The following is a 21065-nucleotide window of genomic DNA, read 5'->3' on the forward strand; positions in this document are numbered from 1 at the left end:
TCAGATCACTCCCGCGATGAAAACCAGGCCCGTCGCCATGGAGACCGCAAAGCCCCAGCCGATCCACGCGACGCGCGCGTCCCGCGGCGAACGCCAAGGCAGCAGCTCCAGTGCGAGCAGCCGCAGCCCGAAGAACATGTGCAGGGTCAGCAGCAGCACCAGCCCCCACTCGCCGACCTTCATCGCCGGCATGTCGGCGAGCTTCAGGAATCCGTCCAGCCGCGCTTCGTCCAGCGCCATCGCCAGCACATAGAAATGCGCCGGCAGGAACAGGGCCAGCGCCAGGCCGGAAATGCGATGCCCCAGGAAAGCCCAGTACGCCTGATGGTTGCGCGCGGATCTCATGGCATCAGGCCTCCCACCGCCGCGACGGCGCGAACGCCCAGGATGAGCAGTCCCAGGCCGAACGCCAGTCCGACCGCGGACGCCGCGCCGCGGCCCAACTGCAGCCACTCGATCAGGATGTTGCGCACGCCGATCGGCACGTGGACCGAGACGCTCACGACGAACAGGCCGTAGAAGACTATCCAGAACCAGTTGCCCTCGGTACGCGAGAGGATCTCGCCCGCGGTCAGGCCGCCGCGCACGGCATAGATGACCAGGCCCACATGTACCAGGACAAAGGGCGCCATCACCATCGCCGTCAGACGCTGGAGCGCGAAAAGACGAGCTTCCATGTCAGCCTCCCTTGAGCAGGCTGAAGATGGCGCTGCGCTTCAATCCGGCAATGCTGCCGGTAGGGCTGAGGCTTACCGGACAGTGCTTCATGCAGCTGCCCTGGGAGTGGCAGGAATTGCAGCCGCTGCCGGAGGTGGCCTTGCGCAGCACGTCCTTGGGGTCGGCGTGTCGTTCGTCGTTGTACAGCGTCCATGCGCGGTTCAGGGCGGCCGGGCCAAGATAGTCCTTGTCCCAGGACACCACGTCACAGGCCGCGTAGCACACGCCGCAATTGATGCATTCGATGGCCGCGTCGGCCTGCTTGCGCTTCTTGCTCTGCGGCGACACCAACGCCGGCGGATCGTTGCGTGTGGCTGTGCCGACGAAGGTGTTCCCGGCGCGCGCCCACTTCTGGAAGAACTCGCTCATGTCGACGACGAGATCCTTGATCCGCGGCATATTGCGCATTGGCTCGATCACGATCACGCCGCCTTCCTCGACGCGGCTCACATGCGTGCGACAGGTCCAGCGCGGCTTGCCATTGACCGTCATGGCACAGGACCCGCACACGCCGACGCGACAGGCGTAGCGATACGAGAGGCTGGGCTCCTGCGTGCGCTGGACTTCGGTCACCACATCCAGGACCGTCTGGTTTTCGCGCCAGGGGACCGAGTACGTGGAGTAGGCCCCGTCCTCGGTTCCCCGGGAAATGCGGACCGTGAGTTGTCTCTGATTCGTGGAGTTCTTAGTATCCATTTTCCGCCCTCGGGCGACAGGCTGCGCCCATGAACAGAATTCTGAATCTCGCGTATGAGTGAAGCAATATGGATTTGGTTGATATTTTTTGAAGATAATTTGCCAGTTTTCATAGCGCCGGACTGGTGATCCGGCGCATGCCGCGCCGCCGCATGTTCAATCAATGGCGACCACCGGGGCGCCGAAGCAGCGTCAGCGCGCCGCTTCGAGGGCCCGCATCGCGGCATTCCGCGGCCAGCGTGCATCTTTGGAAAAATTGGGTATACTTCCGCCTCGCTTGTCAGGAACCGCCCAGTTGGGGCTGGCTCCAGACAAGAAATTGCGGGAGTAGCTCAGTTGGTAGAGCGCAACCTTGCCAAGGTTGAGGTCGCGAGTTCGAGACTCGTCTCCCGCTCCAAATTTTGATTTCCAGCTTCCTTCTCGGAATTCTGAAAATCCTTGAGAAAGGGCCTACGGGCCCTTTTTTCATTGCGGTTTGCGCCGCTTGAAAAATGAAGGAACACGGGCAATGGATACCGCATTGATCCTGCTGGTGCTTGTCGCTGCATGGCAGGTGCTGCGCGTGCGCTACCAGCGCGCCCGCATCGCGCTGCTGGGCCGTCATCTGGGCGGTTTGCAGCTTGAGCGCCACATGGAAACCCTGACGCAAGGCTACACACGCGCCATCCGCGAAGACGCCGAAACACGCCAGCTACAGGTGCTGGAAACCTTCGCTCAGACCGAACGCGCCGTGGCGGCACAAGTACGGTCGCTGGCCGACGCCATGCAAAAGGAAAGTCCGCAGGCTACCCGTGTGAGCACGCTCTCGTTCTGCGTGCCATACATCGAGCGCTTTCTTCCTGCAAGGACACGGGATTTTCGTGAACTGCTGTACATCCATGCATCCGGCTTGCGCCATGTCGTGGACAACGAGAGCCACTGGGACGCAAGAGAACGCGCGTACCACCTCTCGGCAGAGCTGTATCTGCTGCAGCACAGTTGCCATTGGTTCTGCAAATCCCGCGCCGTGGCCGATGCACGGCTGATGCTGCGGCATCAGGTCGATCACCGGAAAGTCCTCGATTCAGTGTCTGCTGTTACCCGCTCGGCTTATCTGCGATGGCAAGGGGCCGATAAGCGCTAGGACCAACTGCGTCTCGTCCGCCCTGGCCCCGCTCAGCGCGCATTCTTGAGCAAGTCCTGGAAAAAGGGGCGAATCTTTCGATTCGCCCCTTTTCATTTGGCCTGGATTCCAACCCGCACAGGCACAACGGGCGCCGCAATCGCGATGCCTGTTGCGCCTGTGCGGCGTCCAATCAGAAGCGCACAGCCAGCTTGAGCACGCCCGATTGCTGGCGGTTGCCGCCGCCGAACTGCGCGTCATACGCAATGCCGGCCGTCGTGTTGCGCGTGATCGCCATTTCTGCGCCCAGGCCCAACACCGCGGCGTCGCGGGCGATCGGCACGCCCGTCACCGAGAACGTGCTGCCGCCTTCGAAGGCCAGCTGTTGCTTGGGCTTGACATCGCCCATGGCATGGCGCCAGCCCAGCGACGCGGTCAGACGGCCCGGCGTGCGGTCAGAGCCGAACTCCCAGCCGCCGCGCAGTCCCAGCGTGGTGCTGGTCACGTCATCGGAATTGCTGGACCCGTGCAGGGCCGCCGTGCCGCCCGATTCCTCGAAGCCGCGCGTGCGCAGTTGGTTCCATGCCAGCCCGGCGAAGGGTTCGATGGTGTAGGCATCGCCCAGCGGCAGGTTGTAGCCGAGTTCGGTGAACACCTGCGTCGACGAGGCGTGGTAGGACGACTCGAGGCGCTGGTTCAGGCTGCCGGCTGCCACGTCGCGCTTTGCGTCGATGTCATGCCAGGTGTAGGCCGCGCCGGCCATGAACCGGACGTGACCAGGGCCGGCCTGGAAGTTCCGTCCGCCGAACAAGGTGGCCGTGTAGCTGTCCACATTGGTACGCGAGGACGCGTCGTCGATCGAGTTGTGGCTGCCGATGTAGCCGACCGCAGCGCCCAGGCGCCAGCCGCCGCCGACCGCGCCATCGCCGCCGACGAAGAGGCCGCCCGACGATTGGCTCACGCTGGACGCGTTGCCGTCGCTGCCGAACTTGCTCCAGTTGCCGAACGCTTGCGCCCAAACCGGCGAGGCGCCGCTTTGCGGCATGGCGTCGGACGACGGCGCGCCCAGTTGGGCCGTGGGCCGTCCGGCAAGCACCGGCGCGTCGAGATTGCCGCGCAGATGCGACAGCGGCAGCGTGCGCACGGTGTCGCCCTGGCTCAGCAGCACGCTGGCGGTGCTGGCGTAGGCTTCGCCGGACAGCATCTTCAGGGCCGAACGCGCTTCGTTCGGCGTCATGGCGAGCACGGCCGCCGCCACCTGGCTGGCGCCGGTGTTCTTGCCCGCGGCGACGCCGCTGTCGACCAGGGAGGACCCGCTACCGGCGGGGGGCGTTTCGTTGCCGGCTGTGGACGAACCGTTGCCGGTCGAAGACGAACCATTCCCCGTCGACGTCGAACCGTTGCCAGCCGAAGACGAACCGTTGCCCGTCGACGTCGAACCATTGCCGGCAGAAGACGAGCCATTGCCCGTCGACGTCGAGCCGTTGCCGTTCGAGGACGAACCGTTGCCCGTCGCGGGCGGCTCTTCCTGGTCCAGCGCGCCACCCACGTTGCTCTCGTTGCCCGAGCCGCCGATGCTGCCGATCGGCACGTCGTTGCGCGTCAGGGTCATGTACGCATTCTTCGGGTCGTAGCTGAGCGTGGGCGTCAGGAACGCGTATCCGCTCGAAGCGCCGGTGAACTGGCCCTGGATGCCTCCATCGGCCGTCAGGATGTTGTAGGTCGTGCGCGGCGCATAGTTGCCGTCTGGCCCCACATGCGCCACGGTGCCGTCGAGGTAGGCGACGCCGGTGACGTGGATGCGGTCGCTGAGGCTGCTGGCCGGGTCGGCGTGCACGCGGTAGATGGTGTTCTGGCCAAAGGTCAGGTTGCCGTTGACGGTGAGCGTGCCCATGGGCGTGCCGTCATTGCCCGGAGAAATGACCGCGGTGGGATAGAGGTTGGTGGTGCCTACCTGGCCCACGCCCGCCAGCACGACTTCGCGGCCGATGTCCATCGGGCCGTTCAGCTTGCCGTCGATTTCCAGGGCGCCGTCGGCGATCAGGATGGGGCCCGTGAGGCCGCTGCTGTCCGCGGTCAGGATCACCGATCCCGGGCCGGTCTTGACGAAGCCCTGCGTGCCTTGCAGCGGGTTGTCGATGGTGTCGACGAATTGGCCCGAAGCATAGGTGCCGTCACCGACCACGATCGCGGGCGGGTTGCCGCCGCTGCCGACCAGGGTGATGGGAGCGCCTTGCAGGCGATAGCGGTCGGTGGCGAACTGGATGCCCGACACGCGCACCGGCCCGGCGCTGCCGTCCACGGTCACCGTGCCGGCTGCGCCCGTGAAAATCGCATAGCCGCCGTCGGGCAGAGCGCCCGTGGCATTGCTCGGGCTGTTCCAGTTGGTGCTGGCCGCGCTCCAGGTGCCGTTACCGCCGCCCGAGCGGGTTGCAGATGCCGCGCCGTTGCCGTTCCACAGATTGGTCGTGCTCGGCCCCAGGATGAGGTTGATCTGCTTGTCGCCAGTCAGGTTCTGGATGGTCGCGGCAGGGGCGGAATCACCCGAGACCGAACCCAGCGTCAGGCCGTTGCCGCTCAGATTGCCGCCGTAGGACAGGATCCGGTAGTAGCCGGCATTGACGCCCAGGGTGTTGACCGTGACGTTCAGCGTGGTGTTGTTGATGGCGGCATCGCCGCGCACGGTGATGTTGTCGCCGGTGCCGGGTTGCGTAATCGGCAGCCCCGCGTAGCCGGTCTCGAAATTGAACACGGCATTGTTCATCGACAGGTTGCCGTTGACGACCAGATTGCCGTTGGAGACGCCAGTGGGCGTGCCGACTTCATAGCCGGGCGCCACGCGCGCGCCGGACACGTTGAGGTCGCCATTGATCGAGCCAAAGCCCGCGACGGTGCCGTTCGAGTTCGCATTGACGTTACCGCCCAACGTAACGCCCGAGCCGCCGCCATTGCCGCCGATCACCAGCGTGCCGCCGTTGACATCCACCCCGCCGGGGAAATTGGCCGAGCCGTCGAACACCTGCGTATTGCCCGACGTAACCGTCAGGTCCGCAGCCGTAACGCCACCGCAGTAGGACGCGCTCAGCGCGAGCGTCGCCGTCAGCCATTTCTTCGTGTCGTGTATCAACGTAAATCCTCCATATGTCGATTAATAAATCTGATATCCAAGGCATTACCGGATCGCTATAAAAGTATTATTAAGTAACCGGGTAAACCTAATGGCCGAAACAAGTTTTCGCGAAAAAAGGAGGCAATTTATACCCCTTTTCTTTCAATATCGAAAATTAATGAATAGATACCATCTTTATTAATTAATTCAGTATCTTGGATACCATCCAAAATCGCAGAATTTGAATATGGATACCATCCGCACGTAGAAAATAAATAAAATGACCAATATCCGATTTATTTAAATTTTCTTTTCGGATACCATCCACGCCGACACAACTGGCGCACTATTTCCCGATTTCCGAGGCAATCGGGAAACAAATTGACATAGCCGTATGGGAACGAGGCCTCCGGCGCCATCGCGCTTCCAGAATTTTCTTATCCGTGAAGCCCGGCCCGGCCCATACCATCGCTGGCATGATGGCCGCCCCCAGCCTCCCCGACGGATACACGCCGGCAACCGCCAGATTGCCGATGATCCTGCTGCATCTGCTCGCCATGGCACTGCAGGCATGCATACTCATCGGCACGATGCTGTCGATGTACTGGTCGTTCAGTGACGAGGTCTCCAGCTACCGCCGCCGCATGAATGCCGCCGCTGACCGCGCGCAGATATTCTTCGATCAGCGCGAAACGCTGCTCCGGGCAGTGGCCTCCTCGTCAGTGCGCAACACTGACCGCATGCCAGCCCAGCACACGCCCAGGACGTTCGGCCAGACCGGACAGGTCAACGTCATCCCGCTGATGAACGGGGCGGACTCCTACGATTGGGCGCTGATTCTTACCCGCCGCAACCGGGCGGACGTAGCCGCCGCCAACGCGCGCATCGTCTACACGACGCTGGCAGGCCCCGGCTCGACGCGCCTGGCGGTGGACGACACGCGGCTAGGCGGACACCACATTTCCAGGGAAGCGGAAAAATGGCTCCGCGACACCCTGGCCTCGCACCACGCCACACCTGATCCGGACGACGGACGCGCACCGGTCGTCTGGATCAGACCCCTGACGGACGCCACCGATCATCTGTTTCTGTATACGCCGCTCGAAGGGGCTGGCAACGAGCAGACCTGGGTAGGGCTCGAAGTCGACGACATCGCCTCCGTCATCACAGCGGAACACGCCAGCGACGGCGCAAGCTATGCGCTTTACGACAATGACAGCCGGGTCGCCTTGCACGGCGGCCCCTCTCCTTCCGCAACCGGCTCGATCTCGGCAAGGTTGGCCCGCGACTCCTTCAGCTTCCAAGGCGCCAGCTGGCTTCCCCACAGCCTTGCTCTGAGCAAGGCTGTCGGCGAAGCCGGCTGGCGACTGATCTACTACGTGCCGACGCTGGACGTGCTGAATCATGGCGCATCCGCCTTCTGGACCGTAGGCACGATCGCGGCCTGCCTGAGCACGGTAGTCCTGCTGGGCGTACGCCACATCAGGGAAACGCTGGTTTCGCCCGCAATGCGGCATCAGACAGCGCTCATCGACAGCCTCGCGCTGAACCGCAAGATCATCGACGTCGCGCCTATCGGACTCAGCCTGGTCCGGCCCGCCGACGGCACCCAGGTCCTATCCAACGAGACGGCCCGCCATCTGCTGGGCGCGCACGACAGGTGGCGCGAAGACACTCTCACCGCTGGCGACCAGGCAGGCCGGCACGAGTACCAGCTTGGCGACGGACGCACCGTCTGCCTGACGTACGCCGCAACCAGCTATCAATCCGAGAACGTCGTGATATGCGCCATCAGCGATATTTCCGCGCAGAAGGAGATCGAACACACCCTGCGCAACGCAAAGCTCGCTGCCGACCAGGCGAATGACGCCAAGACCCTGTTCTTCGCCACGATCAGCCACGAAATACGCACCCCGCTGTACGGCATACTCGGCACGCTGGAGCTGCTTGCGCTCACGCCCCTGACGAGCCAGCAGCAGCAATACCTGCAAACCGTCCAGCAATCCTCCTCGACTTTGCTGCGCACCATCAACGACACACTGGACCTGTCCCGCATGGAGGCCGGCCACGAAGACCTGGTTCTTTCGGAGTTTTCGCCCGCGGAGATGCTGGAGAGAGTCGCGGCCAACTATGCCGCGCGCGCACAGGGCAAGGGGTTGCAGATTTTTTCCCTATCCAACACCGGCATGCCGGCGATGGTGAAAGGGGATCCGGTCCGGCTACAGCAGATCCTCAACAATCTGGTGAGCAACTCGGTCAAGTTCACCGAGGCGGGCCACGTCGCGCTGCGTGCAACCGCGAGCGCTGTCGATCCCGGCAAGGCGACGCTGCGCTTCCAGGTCGCGGATACCGGCGTCGGCATACACGCGGAATCGCAAGCCCAGTTGTTTGAGCCCTACTTCCGAGCGCATTCCGGACTGGACCAGGATGCGGCCGGCACCGGACTTGGCCTGGCCATCAGCCGCCGTCTGGTCGACCTGATGGGAGGCAGCATGTCCGTGGTCAGCGAGGTCGGCCTGGGTACCAGCATCACGTTCACCGTCACGCTGGAGGTGACCGAAATGGAACCAGCATCGCCCATTGCGCTACGGCGCAGCGCCGTCTACGTCAGCGGCGCCATTCCGGAGGTTGTGGCGAACGCGTGCGCGTGGCTGAACAACTGGGGCGCCATCGCCATACCCTATCGCGGGCAAACCCATGGAAAAGATGCCGACAACGCGATCTTGCTGCAGACCTGGCCGCCCGGACTGGCTGAAGCATCCTGGGTCGGACGCAAGGTGCGCGTGCTCGCCCCGGGCGCCGATCATGCTTCGATCGCATCGCGTAGCGGCCGCCTAGGCGTCACGAGCCAGGACAATCCATTCAGCATCGGGGCTGCGGTGAGTATGGCCCAACTTGGCCGCGAACACGCCCCACTACCCTTGCCCAGCACGCAACGGCCGTCGCTGGGGCGACGGATCCTGGTGGTCGAGGACAACGCGATCAACCAGATCATCCTGCGAGAACAGCTCGAGCACCTGGGGTGCTCGGCCACCATAACGTCCAACGGCGGCGAAGCGCTGCAACGCTGGGATCCCGACAAGTACGACGCCGTCATCACGGACATCAATATGCCGATCCTGGACGGCTACGAACTCGCCAGAGCGCTGCGCAAACTCGGCTACCAGGGAGCCATACTGGGCGTAACCGCCTGCGCGGCGCCCGAAACTATATCCAAGGGGCTGGAAGCCGGGATGAATCAGGTGCTGCTCAAGCCCCTGCCCCTCCCGGCCCTGACCGCAACCCTGCACGCATACCCAGAAGGCTAAAAAAATGCTGTCCAAACTCAAAGTCCTGGTGCTGGATGATCACGCCTACCAGTGCGCCCTGTTGAAAGACATGCTCGAAGAAGCGGGCTTCGCGCACGTCGACACGACGCTGGACGCGCACGAAGCCCTGGATTTGATCCGCAAAGAGGGGCATCAACTGGTGCTGATGGACGTGGACATGCCCGGCATGGACGGCGCGCAGTTCATTCATGAACTCGCCTGTCGCGGCCTGAATCCGATATTGGCCATCGTCACAGGATGCTCCCGCAGGATGAGCAACAGCATCGGGCTCATGGCGAAAGAACGCGGATTCGCTGTCCTGGGAACCTTCATCAAGCCAGTTTCCGCGGACCAGATCGCCGGCCTGGCAATAGGTCTGCTGAGAAAGCAGCCCGCTCCGACGCCAGCGCTGTCTCCTGTCTGCACCGATCAGACCCGGCCTCTGCTCGACCGGCACATGATCGAAAATGCGCTGCGCGACGGCAGTATCCAGGCCTGGTTCCAGCCGAAGAAATCACTTGCGTCCGGCAACATCGTCGGGGCCGAAGCCCTGGTCCGCTGGCAGCATAAGGAACTGGGCCTGATGCTGCCGTCCTCGTTCCTTGCGGCGCTGCGGGCCTACGGCCTGGACCACGCGCTGCTACTGCGCATGCTGGACGATGGCCTGAGAGCTTATTCCATATGGCGCGCTCAGGGACACCGGGTTCCCATTTCGGTCAATCTTTCGGCCAGCCTGCTGGATCACCCGCAACTTCCCGACGAACTGTATGCCATGGTCACCAGGCTGGGCATACCCGCATCGGACGTGACCTTCGAACTGCTCGAAGACGCGATGCCGGTACTCGCGGGCCAGTTCCACATGGGCGCAAGCCGCCTGCGCCTCAAAGGCTTCGGTCTGTCGCAGGATGATTTTGGCAAGGGCTACAGCACCATGCATAGCCTCATCTCCACACCCTTTACCGAGGTGAAAATCGATCGGGCCTTCGTCAACGGCGCCGCAGCCGACGAGGTACTGGCAGCGGCCCTGGTGGCGTCGGTTCAGCTGGGACGGCAACTGGGCCTCCAAGTGACGGCCGAAGGCGTGGAGACACTGGAGGACCTGGAATTCCTGCGGCGGATCGGTTGCGATGTCGCCCAGGGATTTCTGATTTCCGCCGCCGTCAACGTCGCAACGTTCTGCGAACTGCTGGCCTATGAACCGAATTCCTACTTCGACCCGCTGCCGCCTCTCCACTAGGGTACGCCGACATCACTCCGACACCGGATATGCCGCCAAATAGCAAAGTCCGCAGCCTGCGCCGCCTGAGTGCCGTCTGCCTCTGCGTCCTTCCCCCCGCTCTGCTTTGCGCCGCCGCTCTCTACTGCGGGCGCCAACAAATTCAGCGGCGGCACGCGGACCTGCTGCGGCTCGACTTTCTGACAATCCTCCACACCAATAGCTGGCTGGTCGCCTGCGCTTTGCTGCTGCTGGCCGCCGGACTCTATGCCTGCGCGCTGCTCTGGTTGTGGTGCCGCCGCCGCATCATCCAGCCGGCGAACGCGGCGCGACTGGCGTTGGCCGACTGCGAAGCGCTCAACCGCACAATGCTCGCCACAGCGCCTAGCGCGTTGTGCGTGCTCTCGTGTGCCAGCGGCCGGCTGGTCTTCGGCAATGCGCTTGCACTGCAATGGCTGGGGGCTGGCACCGGCCAAGCCTTGCCGGACACGGTGGACGTCAGGAACCTCCTACGACAAGCGATCAATGCGCGGGGGCCAGGCAACATCGAAGCATTCACCGCCCATGACGGCCGCAAGCTGACGGTGGCCTATGCCCCAACGCGCTACCGCAGGCAGGACGTGGTGCTGTGCGCCTTCTCCGACATCAGCGCTCGCGCCGAAATGGAAGGTCTCCTGAAACGCGCCAAGACTCAGGCCGACGAGGTCTATGAGTCCGCAGCAGGCATCCTGTCCTGCATCAACCGCGGGATCCGCACGCCGCTGCATGGCATGCTGGGCACCCTCGAAGTGCTGGGCATGACCGCGCTGAACGAGGAGCAGCGGCAGCATGTCGACCGCATCCAGAACGCGTCCCTCGCGCTTCAGCAGCTCGTGAACGACCTGATCGACACGGCCTGGATCGAATCAGGCCAGTTCGTCCTGGAGAGCGACGCGTTCGACCCCCGCGAGCTGGTCGAAAGCACGGTCTCGGCGCATGCCCCAATGGCCGAACGGAAGGGACTGATCATCTATGGCTGCCTGGACACATCAGTGCCGGATTGCGTCACAGGCGATGCCGAACGCATCCGGCAGATACTGAGCAATCTGCTGAGCAACGCCATCAAGTTCACCGATTCCGGCCACGTCGTCGCCAGGCTGCGCGCGCAGGCCACGCCGGACTCCAGAGTCCGCCTTGACCTGCAGGTTGCCGATAGCGGCATCGGCATCGCCGCCGCCGAGCGGGCCAGGCTGTTCGAACCCTTTCATCAAGCCGCAACCGGACAGCAGGCCGCGCGCGGCGCGGGCCTGGGGCTGGGCCTGTTCCTTTGCGCACGTCTGGCGGCGCTCATGGGGACTCGCATCCAGGTCATCAGCGAACCGGGGCTGGGCAGCAGCTTCTCCGTTTCCTTCCTGGTGGATCAGGCGGACACGTCGGCTCATCCACCGCCGCAGTTGCAGGGCCTGAGCGTGCTGGTTCGCAGCGCCCGCAAGGAAGCGGGCGAGAACGTGGCGCAGTGGCTGCGGCATTGGGGCGCCCAGTCCAGAACCATTCCCGCAGGCATCGTCGCCAACGGCAACGACGACAGCATATTGGTCGACCTGGCCTTGCACAGGAACGCCGAACCTGCGCCCTGGAGGGGCCCGCGCATTGTGGCGGGAAGCGCAAGAAGCGGCAGCGGCGCGGTCCAGGTGGACCGCCATTCCGCGCGCCAGATCGGCTACGCGGTACAACACCTGACGCAAGGCGGAACAGGTTCGCAGCCGCATGCGCCGCTGCCTGCCCACCGCCTTCTTAACCTGCGCGTCCTGGTCGTGGAGGGCAACCTCATCAACCAGGCCACCCTACAAGACCAGCTCGCGCGCCTGGGTTGCCAAGCCACGCTCGCATCGGACGGATCCGAAGGACTGGCATTGTGGGACATACAGCCCTACGACCTGGTCATGGCGGATGCCGAGATGCCCGGCATGAACGGCTACGCGCTCGCCGCAGCCCTGCGCGCCCGGGGCGCCACGATTCCCATCATCGCCCTGGTCACGAGCGCGCCCCGCGCAGACGAGCAGCGATGCGCAGCGGCCTGCACGAACGGCTGGCTCGCAAAACCGATAGACCTGCGCACGCTCAGGCAGCAGCTCCAGGCGTACGCCGCCGCGCCTCCCCGCAAGCCGGACCTGCCGGCCGACCCGCTCCAGATTGCCACCGAACCGCCGCGCCCTGGAAAACCCACGGTTCCCGCGAAATACAAGGCTGTTTTTCTCGAAACCATGGACAAGGATCTGGTTCGGCTGGAAGCCTTGATGAAGAGCGGCGACAGCGCGGAGATCCGTGCCTTGCTGCACCGGCTGCGTGGAGGCCTGGCCGCAGTGCACATGATCCCTCTGCTGACCCAGGCCGATGACCTTGCCGCCCTGCACCGCAAGGATGGCCTGGGCGGCGAGATGCCCCAGCAGGTCGCCGCCTTCATCGCGCAGTTGCGCGGCAAGATGCTCGAGATCGCAGCAGAATAATTGAGAATATTCCCATGGCTCATGTTTCCAGTGATTTCTAGAATCACATCCTGCAAACGAATGCATGCCATGCGCGCAAGCGCCGTCGCCATCCTGGCCGACAACGCGCAGGCATGCGCCACCTCCAAAAAATGGACTATCTCTCTTGCGACGGCGCCGATTTTCGCCCCGCGCTTCAGCCGTCGGCGCTGGTCGGATATCAACCCGTCTTCTCCGCCGATGGCCGGGTATGCGAATATGCATTGCCCGAACTCCCCCCGGCCGAGGCGACCCGGCATCTCATCGACGATTCCGCCGCGCACAGACTGCACGACGCGGTGTATCTCTTCCGGCAGGGGTATCTGGGTATTCCCCTGTCATTCCGATATGCGCGCGATGCGCCGCACGTCGAGTGGTCGGCGCGAGGCGTGTGCGCCGAACTGAACCTCTCGCTGGACCGAAGCCTCCTGCGCCTGGGCATGCCCACCGCCGAAGACCACGAGGTGGATCCGAGCTATCCCGCACCGCTGTTCACCTTGAACATACCCATGGTCTGGGATCTGCTGCCGAATGCGGACCTCCACAAGAACCGCCGCGATTTCAATGTCGGCCTGAGAGTGAGGCTCGGCCCCACGCTTGTGGAGGGCCGGCCGCACCCGCACGGCGTGCTGCGCGTCGTGGGTCTGCACCTGAAGATCCCGGAGCGCCTCTCAGAGCAGCCTATGCTGAATCGCAAGTTCCTTTCGCTGCTGCAAAGCGCCCAAGCCCTCAAGCTGCCGGTGTTGGCCACGGACATCAACCACGCCATCGATTTTCATTGGCTGCGGTCGCTTCCGAACCTGATGTTCCAGGGAGATCTGCTATCCCCGCGCATCGGAGCGGACAGCCTGGACTTGTTGCTGACGATGGGCGGCGACAGATGGCGGGACTTCAAGGTGGGAGGCCAGACGCGATAGTCGCGCGGCATCCCGCTGCTATCAGAATCAGAACAAGAAATTTCTCAGACCTGGATTTGCGTTGAACAAGGATGATGCATGGGGTCGGACACACACGAAGCGTCCGCTACACACCCCCGCCTTCAACGACCCTACGAAGGCATTCGTTCAACTTCAACACCAGGTTTTTATATGAAACTAAGCAAGGTCCTGATCGCGATTGGATTGGCTGGCGCGTTTGCCGGCGTGGCGCATGCGGCCAACGTCACCAAGAGCATCACGCTGAAAGCCCAGATCCACGACGCGATTTTCGTTTCCAAACCCGACGGTTCCACGTGGTACGGCACGGAGGAACTCAACGCGAAGGACTACAAACAAACAGAGTTCACCAAGACCCTGCCGATCCGCGTCTGGACCAAGAACGTCAACTTCAATGTTCAGTTGGATAAGCCCCTGCAGCTGTCCAACGGCATATACCAGATGACCGATGCCACCGTTTCCATCTCCCACTCCGGTGGCACGGCGGATGTGAAGTACGGCACGCCAGCAACGGTCACCCAGGTCGCGCAAACCAGCGACGGCTACGACGAAGTGCACGACCTGAAAATCTCCGTCAAGGCACCCGTCAAGGCCGCCAATAGCAAGGCCGACACGAACGGAAGCTACAGCGGCGATCTGGTCCTGCTGTTCGAACCCAAACCGTAATTCCGCATCACCCTCTTCATCCTGAGCCCCTGCAGGGGCTCGTTCTCCCCATTGGATTTCCGGGCATGCACGCTCATCGGGCCCCTCGTCGCCTAAAAAAACTGCTGTTCTGCATGCTTTCCGCTGCCACTGCCCAGGTCTTGGCGCAGACGAAGATTTCCTACGGCATTCCCGAAGGTTTCAGCGCGATTGAAATGGACAACAGCGCGAGCTATGTCTCCACGTTCAACGGCAAGACGCTGCCGGGATTGATTGTCTATTCCGCGCAGCAGAATCAACTCACGTTCGATCCAGTGAGATATGCAGAAAACGGGGTGACGCTGGAGGAAGTTGACATCATCCGCAAAGTCGTTTCCGCAATCGACTACAAGCGGTGCGTCAACGGCTGCGACCTGCGCCTGGCAGAGCACTACGTAGCCATCGACAAGGTCCGCCGAACGCTGCAGATCAGAAGTTCGCGCGATGATTACCTGTCCCCCGCAACCACCTGGGGGTTGATCAACAATCAGTCGCTGGACCTGCGCGGGTCGTCCGACAGCTATCGCTCCGCGAATATCAGCGGCTCGACCTGGCTGGGGCTGCCCCTGCGCAGCTTCGGCTACATGAGCTGGTACGGCAGCCGCAATCGCATGCGCGGTCAGAGCAGCCGGAATCAGGGCATCTCGTCCTACTTCCTGCAGAAGAACTTTCATAACACCTATGTACGGGCAGGCAAGCAGAACAGCCTCGACTATGCCTCGGGCTCGGTTAGCACCCTGCTATCTCCCAGCTTCGATCAGTTCGTCACCATAGGCAGTCAGGACCATTTGCGGGCCGAGCAAGACACGGGCTCGCTGGTGCTGTATTCCACCGCGGAGGGTAACTATGAGTTCTACCGCAACGGACGCCTAGTCCTGAAGCGCCCCGCCATACTTGGCCGCAACGAAATCAGCTACATCGACCTGCCCGGGGGCTACTACCCGGTGGAAATCCGGCTGGTGGACCGCAACGGCAATCTGATCAATCGCGAAACGCGCGACATCAACAATCTGAATTTCAGCGGCGGCGGCCGCAATTCCTGGCATATGACGGCAGGCAAGGAAATGGGTGTGGGCGGACAGCTGTACCAGGCCGCATTCAGCCGCAACCTCAGCCAGTTCTACCTGAACGCTTCTTTCATCAGCGGCGATCAATCTCGTTGGGCGGGCGAAATCAACGCCACTCGCCCCGGCCGGATAGGTACGGCGGATCTCACTCCTACGGTCGGCTTGCTGGGCGGCGAACGCGGCGCCGGCGGCTACTTCAACCTGTCGATGAACGATCCCGTACTGGGCAGCGCGACGCTCAGTCGCTACCAAAACAACAACGTATCGCGTTTCTATTGGGGTGCGCCCAGCACCAGCTTTTCATACAGCAGAAGCTTGGGAAAAGTCGTGGCGAACTACAACTACAACAAGCACAGCCGCGGTGAAGTACAACAAACCGAGGTGCGCTGGAGCTACCGCCCCAACGGCCTTTGGTCGACTTTCTCGCTGGGCGTGCAAAAAAACGGCTACGGCCAAGGCGCCGGCGGCTACGCCGTCTACTTCAACATGAGCTGGACCCTGGACAAGACGCAGGCCAGCTTCCGCGCCGCACGCCAGGGCGACGATACGCAACTCAGCGGCGATTACCGCAAGGATTTTCAGGACAGCTACGGCAGCTCGACGGCTGGCGTGACGGTCAACCGAAGTCGCGCAAGCAATAGCGTGAACATCTATGGCAACCGCTCTGGCACGCGCGGCGATACATCGCTTAGCCTGGGCCACAGCGACTACGGCAGCAACGCGGATTTCAGTTACCGCGGCATGCTGGCGGCCAGCGCGGAAGGCGTCGCGCTTGGCCGCTATAGCAACGGAGGCAGCGCCATGATGCTCGAGACGCCCAATATCGAGGGAACGGCATACGGTTTCAGCGTCGAAGGCCACCCGGTCGCCGGCGGCAGCACCTACGCCGTGCCGTTGAACAACTATCGCGACCTGCCGTTTGCCCAGGTTTTGAGCAACAACGAGCATATGGACATGAACATCGAAGTGCCGGCCAACGTGGTCCGCGCCCATCCCGGCCAGGTCTATGCGGCACAGGCCAAGGTGGCGATCAATATGATCTATAGCGGCATTCTGCTTGACGCATCAGGCAAGCCAGTGGGCGGAAAAATCCTCGAGACCGGCGACACCGCATTCCCGAACGGCCTGTTCTCGGTCGCCAGCAAATCCGTGCTGCGTGCGATCACGGTAGAGCAGTCCGGCCAGCGCCATAACTGCGACCTGACAAACACTTTCAACGGCAGCTACTACCGCTGCCGGTAATCGGATAAGGAACAGGAAAACACAACCATGCGACGCATTACCTTGCCATTGCTATTCGGATTGACACTGCTGGCGGCAGCCCAGGCGCGAGCCGAAGGCGAGCTGATGGTCATGCCGGCCCGCCTGAAGGTCTTCAATGGCCACGAGTACGGCGTAACGCTTAGGAACCTGGGGGACGCACCGCTCTATTTATCAATATCGCTGATGAAGGTGAAGAACCCCGGCATCACCCCCGAAGACAAGGTGCCCTTGAGCGAGATCGAACATCCCGGCATGCTGGCCAGCGCGGACAAGCTGACGCTAGGACCCGGTCAAAGCCGTTCGGTCAATCTCAAGTCATTGTCCGTGCCCGCGGCGGAGGAGTTGTATCGCCTGTACGTGGTTCCGGTGAAGGCCATGCAGGTGGACGCCGCGCCCCAGGACAAGATCACGGCCCCCATGTCCGTATCGGTGGGGTATGGCGTCCTGATTCACCACATGCCCCCACCTGCCCAACAGCTGTCGGGCTGGTCGTACCGCTGCGAGGGTACGGGCGTGACATTGGAGAACACCGGCAATGTGCATCTGTCCTTCTCGGACATCGCGACGCCTGACCGCAAGCGACAGTTGGGCAAAACGGCGCTGTTTCCCGGCACGCCTCAGCATTTCACGGAAAGCCGCCTAACCGTGCAGATCGAAGACACCGAACACACCATTGATTGCCGCTCATGAACTCGATATCCAAGACCAAGCTGCACATCGTGGAGCTACGACTCATCGCCGAACGAATGTGGATCCGGTTGGTGTCCGTGCTTCTGGCGGCAGGCGCAATCATTGCTAGCGGCAGCGCTTCAGCAATTCCCGTGAGTGACATTAAGCGTACGACAATCAGCGACCTGACTAGTGGCTATAGCAATTGCTACTTCGAGTCTACCGGCTCATCCTACCTGGTGACGATGCAATTCAAACAGATCACAGATCATCTGGGTTCGCTGTTTCCGGAGCGCTTCAATAGCCGAGGAATAGTCTTATATTTCTATGACGAGGACGGAAATATCATTCCTAACCAAAGCTTCTCGAAATCGGGTGTGCCGGGTCCTGGGCTATATGAGACCGCAGTCCTAGGAGAGATCCGCAGCGTTAATGCCATGGCAGTGCCGCCACTTGGCTGGCTGCATTATCACGGAGGCCACGACAGTTTTTATATACCCAATTTGATCTGGCAGAGAGGAATCGCATTCTTGGAGCCACTATCTGTCAAATTTAGAGGGATCCCGGACCTCTCCAAAATACCGCCTGCCATAGCCATACGCGCCGCGAATATCACCGCGATGGTCGATGTAGCGCGGTCGGATCTGTGGCACACCAACGTCTCAGGCGAACTTATCCTTGACAACAAAATGGTCTACATCAGGCGAGGCGACCCGCCCGGCGTTTGCCACATCATCCCAGACCCCACCCATCCGCCGCTTCTGGAAGCGCGGATCGAGATGACCGCGCCGGACTGGAACCTGGGTGAATTGCCGCAAGGAGAAAGATTGATCAAGCCATTTTCCGCACCCGCCAACCAACTTTGCTTCACCTACGACGGTCCGAAATTGGCAGGCTTACCTTATGCCATCAATGCCACCAATCAAAATGGTTTTGCGAGCAACGGCTGGTATCAGCTCAAGCACCATTCTTCGCCTGCCGACGCGGTGCCCTACCAGCTTGTCCTGCAAAACACGGTGACCAGTGCGCAAGTCTCACTGCCCAACAACGGCAACGTGGGCTCTGCCCTGGCAAACAGTGGCCGTGAGTGCTTCATCCCCACATTCACGGCCGACACACCGAAAGCAGCGAAAGAAGGCGATTACAGCGACGTGCTCAGTTTCACGGTAGTCGCCAAACCCTAGCTCATGCCATGAGCCTCGGTGCCCACCTCCGGCGGATCGCCCGCAGCGCCGCCTTTCTCCTTGCAGCGCTCGCGCTGCCCTGGCCCCAGCACGGCCTGGCGGCCGGCATCTTGTATCTCCCACGAGCCGAGCTGCGGCTAGAGCCTGACCACGCGCCGCCCGAACTGTTGGCGGAAAACCGCGGCGACAGCCCTCTCTACCTGGACGTGGAGCAGCAATTGCTGCTCAATCCTGGATCGATGCCGGAAGTGTTGACGCCGGTTGGCGAGACGGGGCAACCCAGCCTGCTGGTCACCCCCAACCGCCTGATCCTGGCACCTGGACAAAAGTACCGAATGAATCTGCGTATTTTGAATCGGCCTGCCCGCACGCAGGTCTGGCGCATTACATTCCGCCCCCGGGAGCGGGTGATCCTGAATCCCGGCCCGGCTGATGACAGTGCAGCCCCCCTTGTCATCAACGTGGCATATGGCGTGCTGATCTATCAGTTCGCCGAAAGCGCTCAGCCTTGAACGCCATAAGGACCCATACATGAACGGAATCGCAACCCGCGCTTGCCTGTTGCTGGCCCTGGCAATGCTGCCTGTGACGGCGCCCGCCGTAGACATCTTCGTGACCGGTACAACCACAAGCAGGATCACCGCCATCGTCAAGGCCGCCAACAGGCTGATGGTCACGGACGACAAAGGCGGCTGGTTCGATCAAGGTCTGACCATGCAGCAGCTACGCGGCTGGGAATCGCCTTATGAGACGCAAGCGCGCTTGCGCATCGTGTCCTCGAGCGGCGCGTTTCAAGTACGCATGGACCGGCCGCTGGAAATCCGCAACACGGCCAACGCGGCCCAGATGTTCCGCGAGCCCAAGGTCTCTTTGGCCTTGGAAGGCGGAGAGCGGAAAACCCTGGCTGTCGGCCAGAACACCAGATTCCAGAGTCTGCAGGTTCCAGGTGCGGGTGAAGACTTCATCGACTACTACGGCCTGGCGATTTCGGCCCTCCCTCCAGCCGGCACTTTCAAGGAGACCGCGGGCAGCTATGTCGGCGAGTTGTCGCTGGTCTTTGAACCGGTAGCCCGCGTCCCCTGAAGCGCAACGTGCGATCGGATTGCGAGTAGAAGCGAATGAAACCCTCCCACTTTCTGTTGTTGTTGGCTTGCGCGGCTGCGGCGCCAGCGTCTGCTCACGTCGACGTCACGCCCAAGCTCGCAGTCGTGCAAGGCAAGCCCGCCTCGGTTCGTATCGTCAACCAGGGCGATCGCGCCGAGTACGTGTCCATCGCCCTGTCGCGCCTACTCAACCCTGGCGTCGAGACCGAACAGGAACGCCTTGAGCCTGTCGCGCAAACGGCGCAGCCCGCGCTCTACGTTTCCCCATTCAAACTCTCGCTCGCCCCCGGACAGAGCAAGACCATCACGCTCAAGCCGCTGGCCGACGTGGAACAGGAACAGGTGTACCGGCTGGACATCAAACCTGTCGTCAACTTGCTGGATCGCGGCGAGGCAGGCACCTCCGGCAGTGTGGCCGTCACCCTTGCGTTCAGCACCCTGGTCAGGCTGCTGCCGCCAAACGAAACCTCGGAGCTGTCGCTGCGTTGCGAGCCGGAAGGCGCCTGGCTGGCCGCGTCGGGCAACGTGCGCTATCAGGTCAAGGATGCGGTCGCCGATGGCCGGCCCGTGGAACCGTTCAACGTCTATCCGGGCACGCCCATCCTGCTGAAAGGCCGCGCAATACAGGTGCCCGGCCAGCCATCCTGCCCGCCCTCCGGACGCTGATTCCCCGGCAAATCCACGCCCGGCCACGCCGGCGGCCATGGCGCCGCCGCCACACATGCCCCCCTCGACAGTGCTGCATTCGCGCACATGCGGTAACCTTCAGCCTGAACAAATCTGAGGTCTTGGAAATAACAATGGGTTTTGAAAAACTTGCCGACCTGCGCGAGCAGCTGCGGGCACAGGCTCAAAAGGCGGTGCCGGTCCAACCGAAGGCGGCAGGCCGGACAAAGAAGCGGGAGCCTGATCAGGCGAAGTCTACGACCCGGCCGCAGCAAAAGCGCGAGTCTGGTCAAGCGAAGGCTGCCGCCCGCCCTCAGCAAAAGCGCGAGCCCGTCGACCCCGCGGTCGAGGCCATCTGGCGCCTGCAAAAGCACTTCCCGCAGGCGTTCCCCAAGAATCCCGCGCCCAAGCTACCGCTCAAGCAAGGCATCCTGGCCGACGCGGCCCAGCATCTCGAGAAGCTGGGCATGACGGAAGAACAGCTCAAACAAGCCATCGCCACCTGGTGCAAGGGCAGCCGCTACTGGAGCAGCATGGTCGCGGACGCTACACGCGTCGACCTGCAAGGCCAGCCTGCAGGCACGGTCACGGCGGAGCAAGCCGCCTACGCGCGCCGCCAGGCTTCGCGCCGGCCGGCCGGCAAGGCTCGTCCCGCGAAAAAGGCCGCCGCGCCGGCTGCCGCATCCGCTGACGCCCCGGCTGACGCCCCCGCGCCTGAAGCCGCCCCCGTCACAACGCCGGCATCGAGCGATACGCCCTGAGGACACTGTTTGGCCCGGCGAGCGGGGATTTTTCACTTCCCCGCCCCGCCAGGCTACACAAGCCCAAAATTCTGTGTATAA

Annotated in this window: 17 protein-coding genes and 1 tRNA gene; 14 read left to right on the forward strand and 4 right to left on the reverse strand. The window is 62.5% G+C overall.

Translation table 11 applies throughout. The annotated features are described in order from the left end of the window. Genes IB257_RS17885 through IB257_RS17895 form a run of 3 tightly spaced genes read right to left on the reverse strand, consistent with a single transcriptional unit; the run spans window position 1 to window position 1413 of the window. A complete protein-coding gene (locus IB257_RS17885) occupies window positions 1-345 on the reverse strand; it encodes a succinate dehydrogenase (RefSeq protein ID WP_054449994.1) in 345 nt (114 codons plus the stop codon). Then, complete coding sequence (locus IB257_RS17890; RefSeq protein WP_054449992.1) at window positions 342-677, reverse strand: succinate dehydrogenase; 336 nt, start codon at window positions 675-677, stop codon at window positions 342-344. Before IB257_RS17890 ends, IB257_RS17885 begins: the two co-directional genes overlap by 4 nt. A gap of 1 nt (window position 678) precedes the next feature. Continuing rightward, complete coding sequence (locus IB257_RS17895; protein ID WP_054449990.1) at window positions 679-1413, reverse strand: succinate dehydrogenase/fumarate reductase iron-sulfur subunit; 735 nt, start codon at window positions 1411-1413, stop codon at window positions 679-681. A 321-nt stretch (window positions 1414-1734) separates the two neighbouring features. Here IB257_RS17895 and IB257_RS17900 point away from each other — a divergent pair. Continuing rightward, a tRNA-Gly gene (locus tag IB257_RS17900) sits at window positions 1735-1810 on the forward strand. 111 nt (window positions 1811-1921) lie between these two features. Continuing rightward, window positions 1922-2536, forward strand: a complete 615-nt coding sequence (locus IB257_RS17905; RefSeq protein WP_054449988.1) for a hypothetical protein — start codon at window positions 1922-1924, stop codon at window positions 2534-2536. Window positions 2537-2708: 172 nt separating this feature from the next. Here the strand turns inward: IB257_RS17905 and IB257_RS17910 are convergent, their stop codons facing one another. Beyond that, a complete protein-coding gene (locus IB257_RS17910) occupies window positions 2709-5642 on the reverse strand; it encodes an autotransporter outer membrane beta-barrel domain-containing protein (RefSeq protein WP_192492640.1) in 2934 nt (977 codons plus the stop codon). 458 nt (window positions 5643-6100) lie between these two features. Here IB257_RS17910 and IB257_RS17915 point away from each other — a divergent pair, with 458 nt between their 5' ends. The 12 genes from IB257_RS17915 to IB257_RS17970 all read left to right on the forward strand — a co-directional run bounded on the left by IB257_RS17915 (window position 6101) and on the right by IB257_RS17970 (window position 20984). Then, on the forward strand, window positions 6101-8932 hold the full coding sequence (locus IB257_RS17915) for an ATP-binding protein (protein WP_225589001.1): 2832 nt from the start codon (window positions 6101-6103) through the stop codon (window positions 8930-8932). Window positions 8933-8936: 4 nt separating this feature from the next. Beyond that, the gene (locus tag IB257_RS17920; RefSeq protein WP_175213854.1) at window positions 8937-10169 is read left to right on the forward strand and encodes an EAL domain-containing protein; all 1233 of its coding nucleotides are present in this window, start codon (window positions 8937-8939) and stop codon (window positions 10167-10169) included. A gap of 29 nt (window positions 10170-10198) precedes the next feature. Continuing rightward, window positions 10199-12634, forward strand: coding sequence for a hybrid sensor histidine kinase/response regulator (locus tag IB257_RS17925; protein WP_192492641.1), 2436 nt, complete (start codon window positions 10199-10201; stop codon window positions 12632-12634). 113 nt (window positions 12635-12747) lie between these two features. After that, entirely contained in the window at window positions 12748-13569 is an 822-nt protein-coding gene (locus IB257_RS17930; protein WP_192492642.1) for a hypothetical protein, read from the forward strand. A 171-nt stretch (window positions 13570-13740) separates the two neighbouring features. Beyond that, window positions 13741-14253 (forward strand): CS1 type fimbrial major subunit, encoded by a 513-nt coding sequence (locus tag IB257_RS17935; RefSeq protein ID WP_192492643.1) that lies wholly within the window; start codon window positions 13741-13743, stop codon window positions 14251-14253. Between the two features lie 65 nt (window positions 14254-14318). Further along, window positions 14319-16580 (forward strand): TcfC E-set like domain-containing protein, encoded by a 2262-nt coding sequence (locus tag IB257_RS17940; RefSeq protein WP_192492644.1) that lies wholly within the window; start codon window positions 14319-14321, stop codon window positions 16578-16580. A 27-nt stretch (window positions 16581-16607) separates the two neighbouring features. Beyond that, window positions 16608-17291 carry a pilus assembly protein gene (locus tag IB257_RS17945; protein WP_175213849.1) on the forward strand — a complete coding sequence of 228 codons (684 nt, stop codon included), beginning with the start codon at window positions 16608-16610 and terminating at the stop codon, window positions 17289-17291. Continuing rightward, window positions 17288-18454: a hypothetical protein gene (locus IB257_RS17950; protein WP_175213848.1), complete on the forward strand. Its 1167-nt coding sequence runs from the start codon at window positions 17288-17290 to the stop codon at window positions 18452-18454. Before IB257_RS17945 ends, IB257_RS17950 begins: the two co-directional genes overlap by 4 nt. An 8-nt stretch (window positions 18455-18462) precedes the next feature. Beyond that, window positions 18463-18966, forward strand: a complete 504-nt coding sequence (locus tag IB257_RS17955; RefSeq protein ID WP_192492645.1) for a hypothetical protein — start codon at window positions 18463-18465, stop codon at window positions 18964-18966. Between the two features lie 19 nt (window positions 18967-18985). Beyond that, a complete protein-coding gene (locus IB257_RS17960; protein WP_175213846.1) occupies window positions 18986-19537 on the forward strand; it encodes a hypothetical protein in 552 nt (183 codons plus the stop codon). A gap of 35 nt (window positions 19538-19572) precedes the next feature. Continuing rightward, the gene (locus IB257_RS17965; RefSeq protein ID WP_192492646.1) at window positions 19573-20223 is read left to right on the forward strand and encodes a hypothetical protein; all 651 of its coding nucleotides are present in this window, start codon (window positions 19573-19575) and stop codon (window positions 20221-20223) included. A gap of 134 nt (window positions 20224-20357) precedes the next feature. Continuing rightward, window positions 20358-20984 (forward strand): ProQ/FINO family protein, encoded by a 627-nt coding sequence (locus IB257_RS17970; protein WP_192492647.1) that lies wholly within the window; start codon window positions 20358-20360, stop codon window positions 20982-20984. The last annotated feature ends 81 nt before the right edge of the window (window positions 20985-21065 follow it).

The sequence above is a fragment of the Achromobacter sp. ACM03 genome (genome assembly GCF_014851665.1).
Classification (GTDB): Bacteria; Pseudomonadota; Gammaproteobacteria; order Burkholderiales; family Burkholderiaceae_B; genus Achromobacter; species Achromobacter aegrifaciens.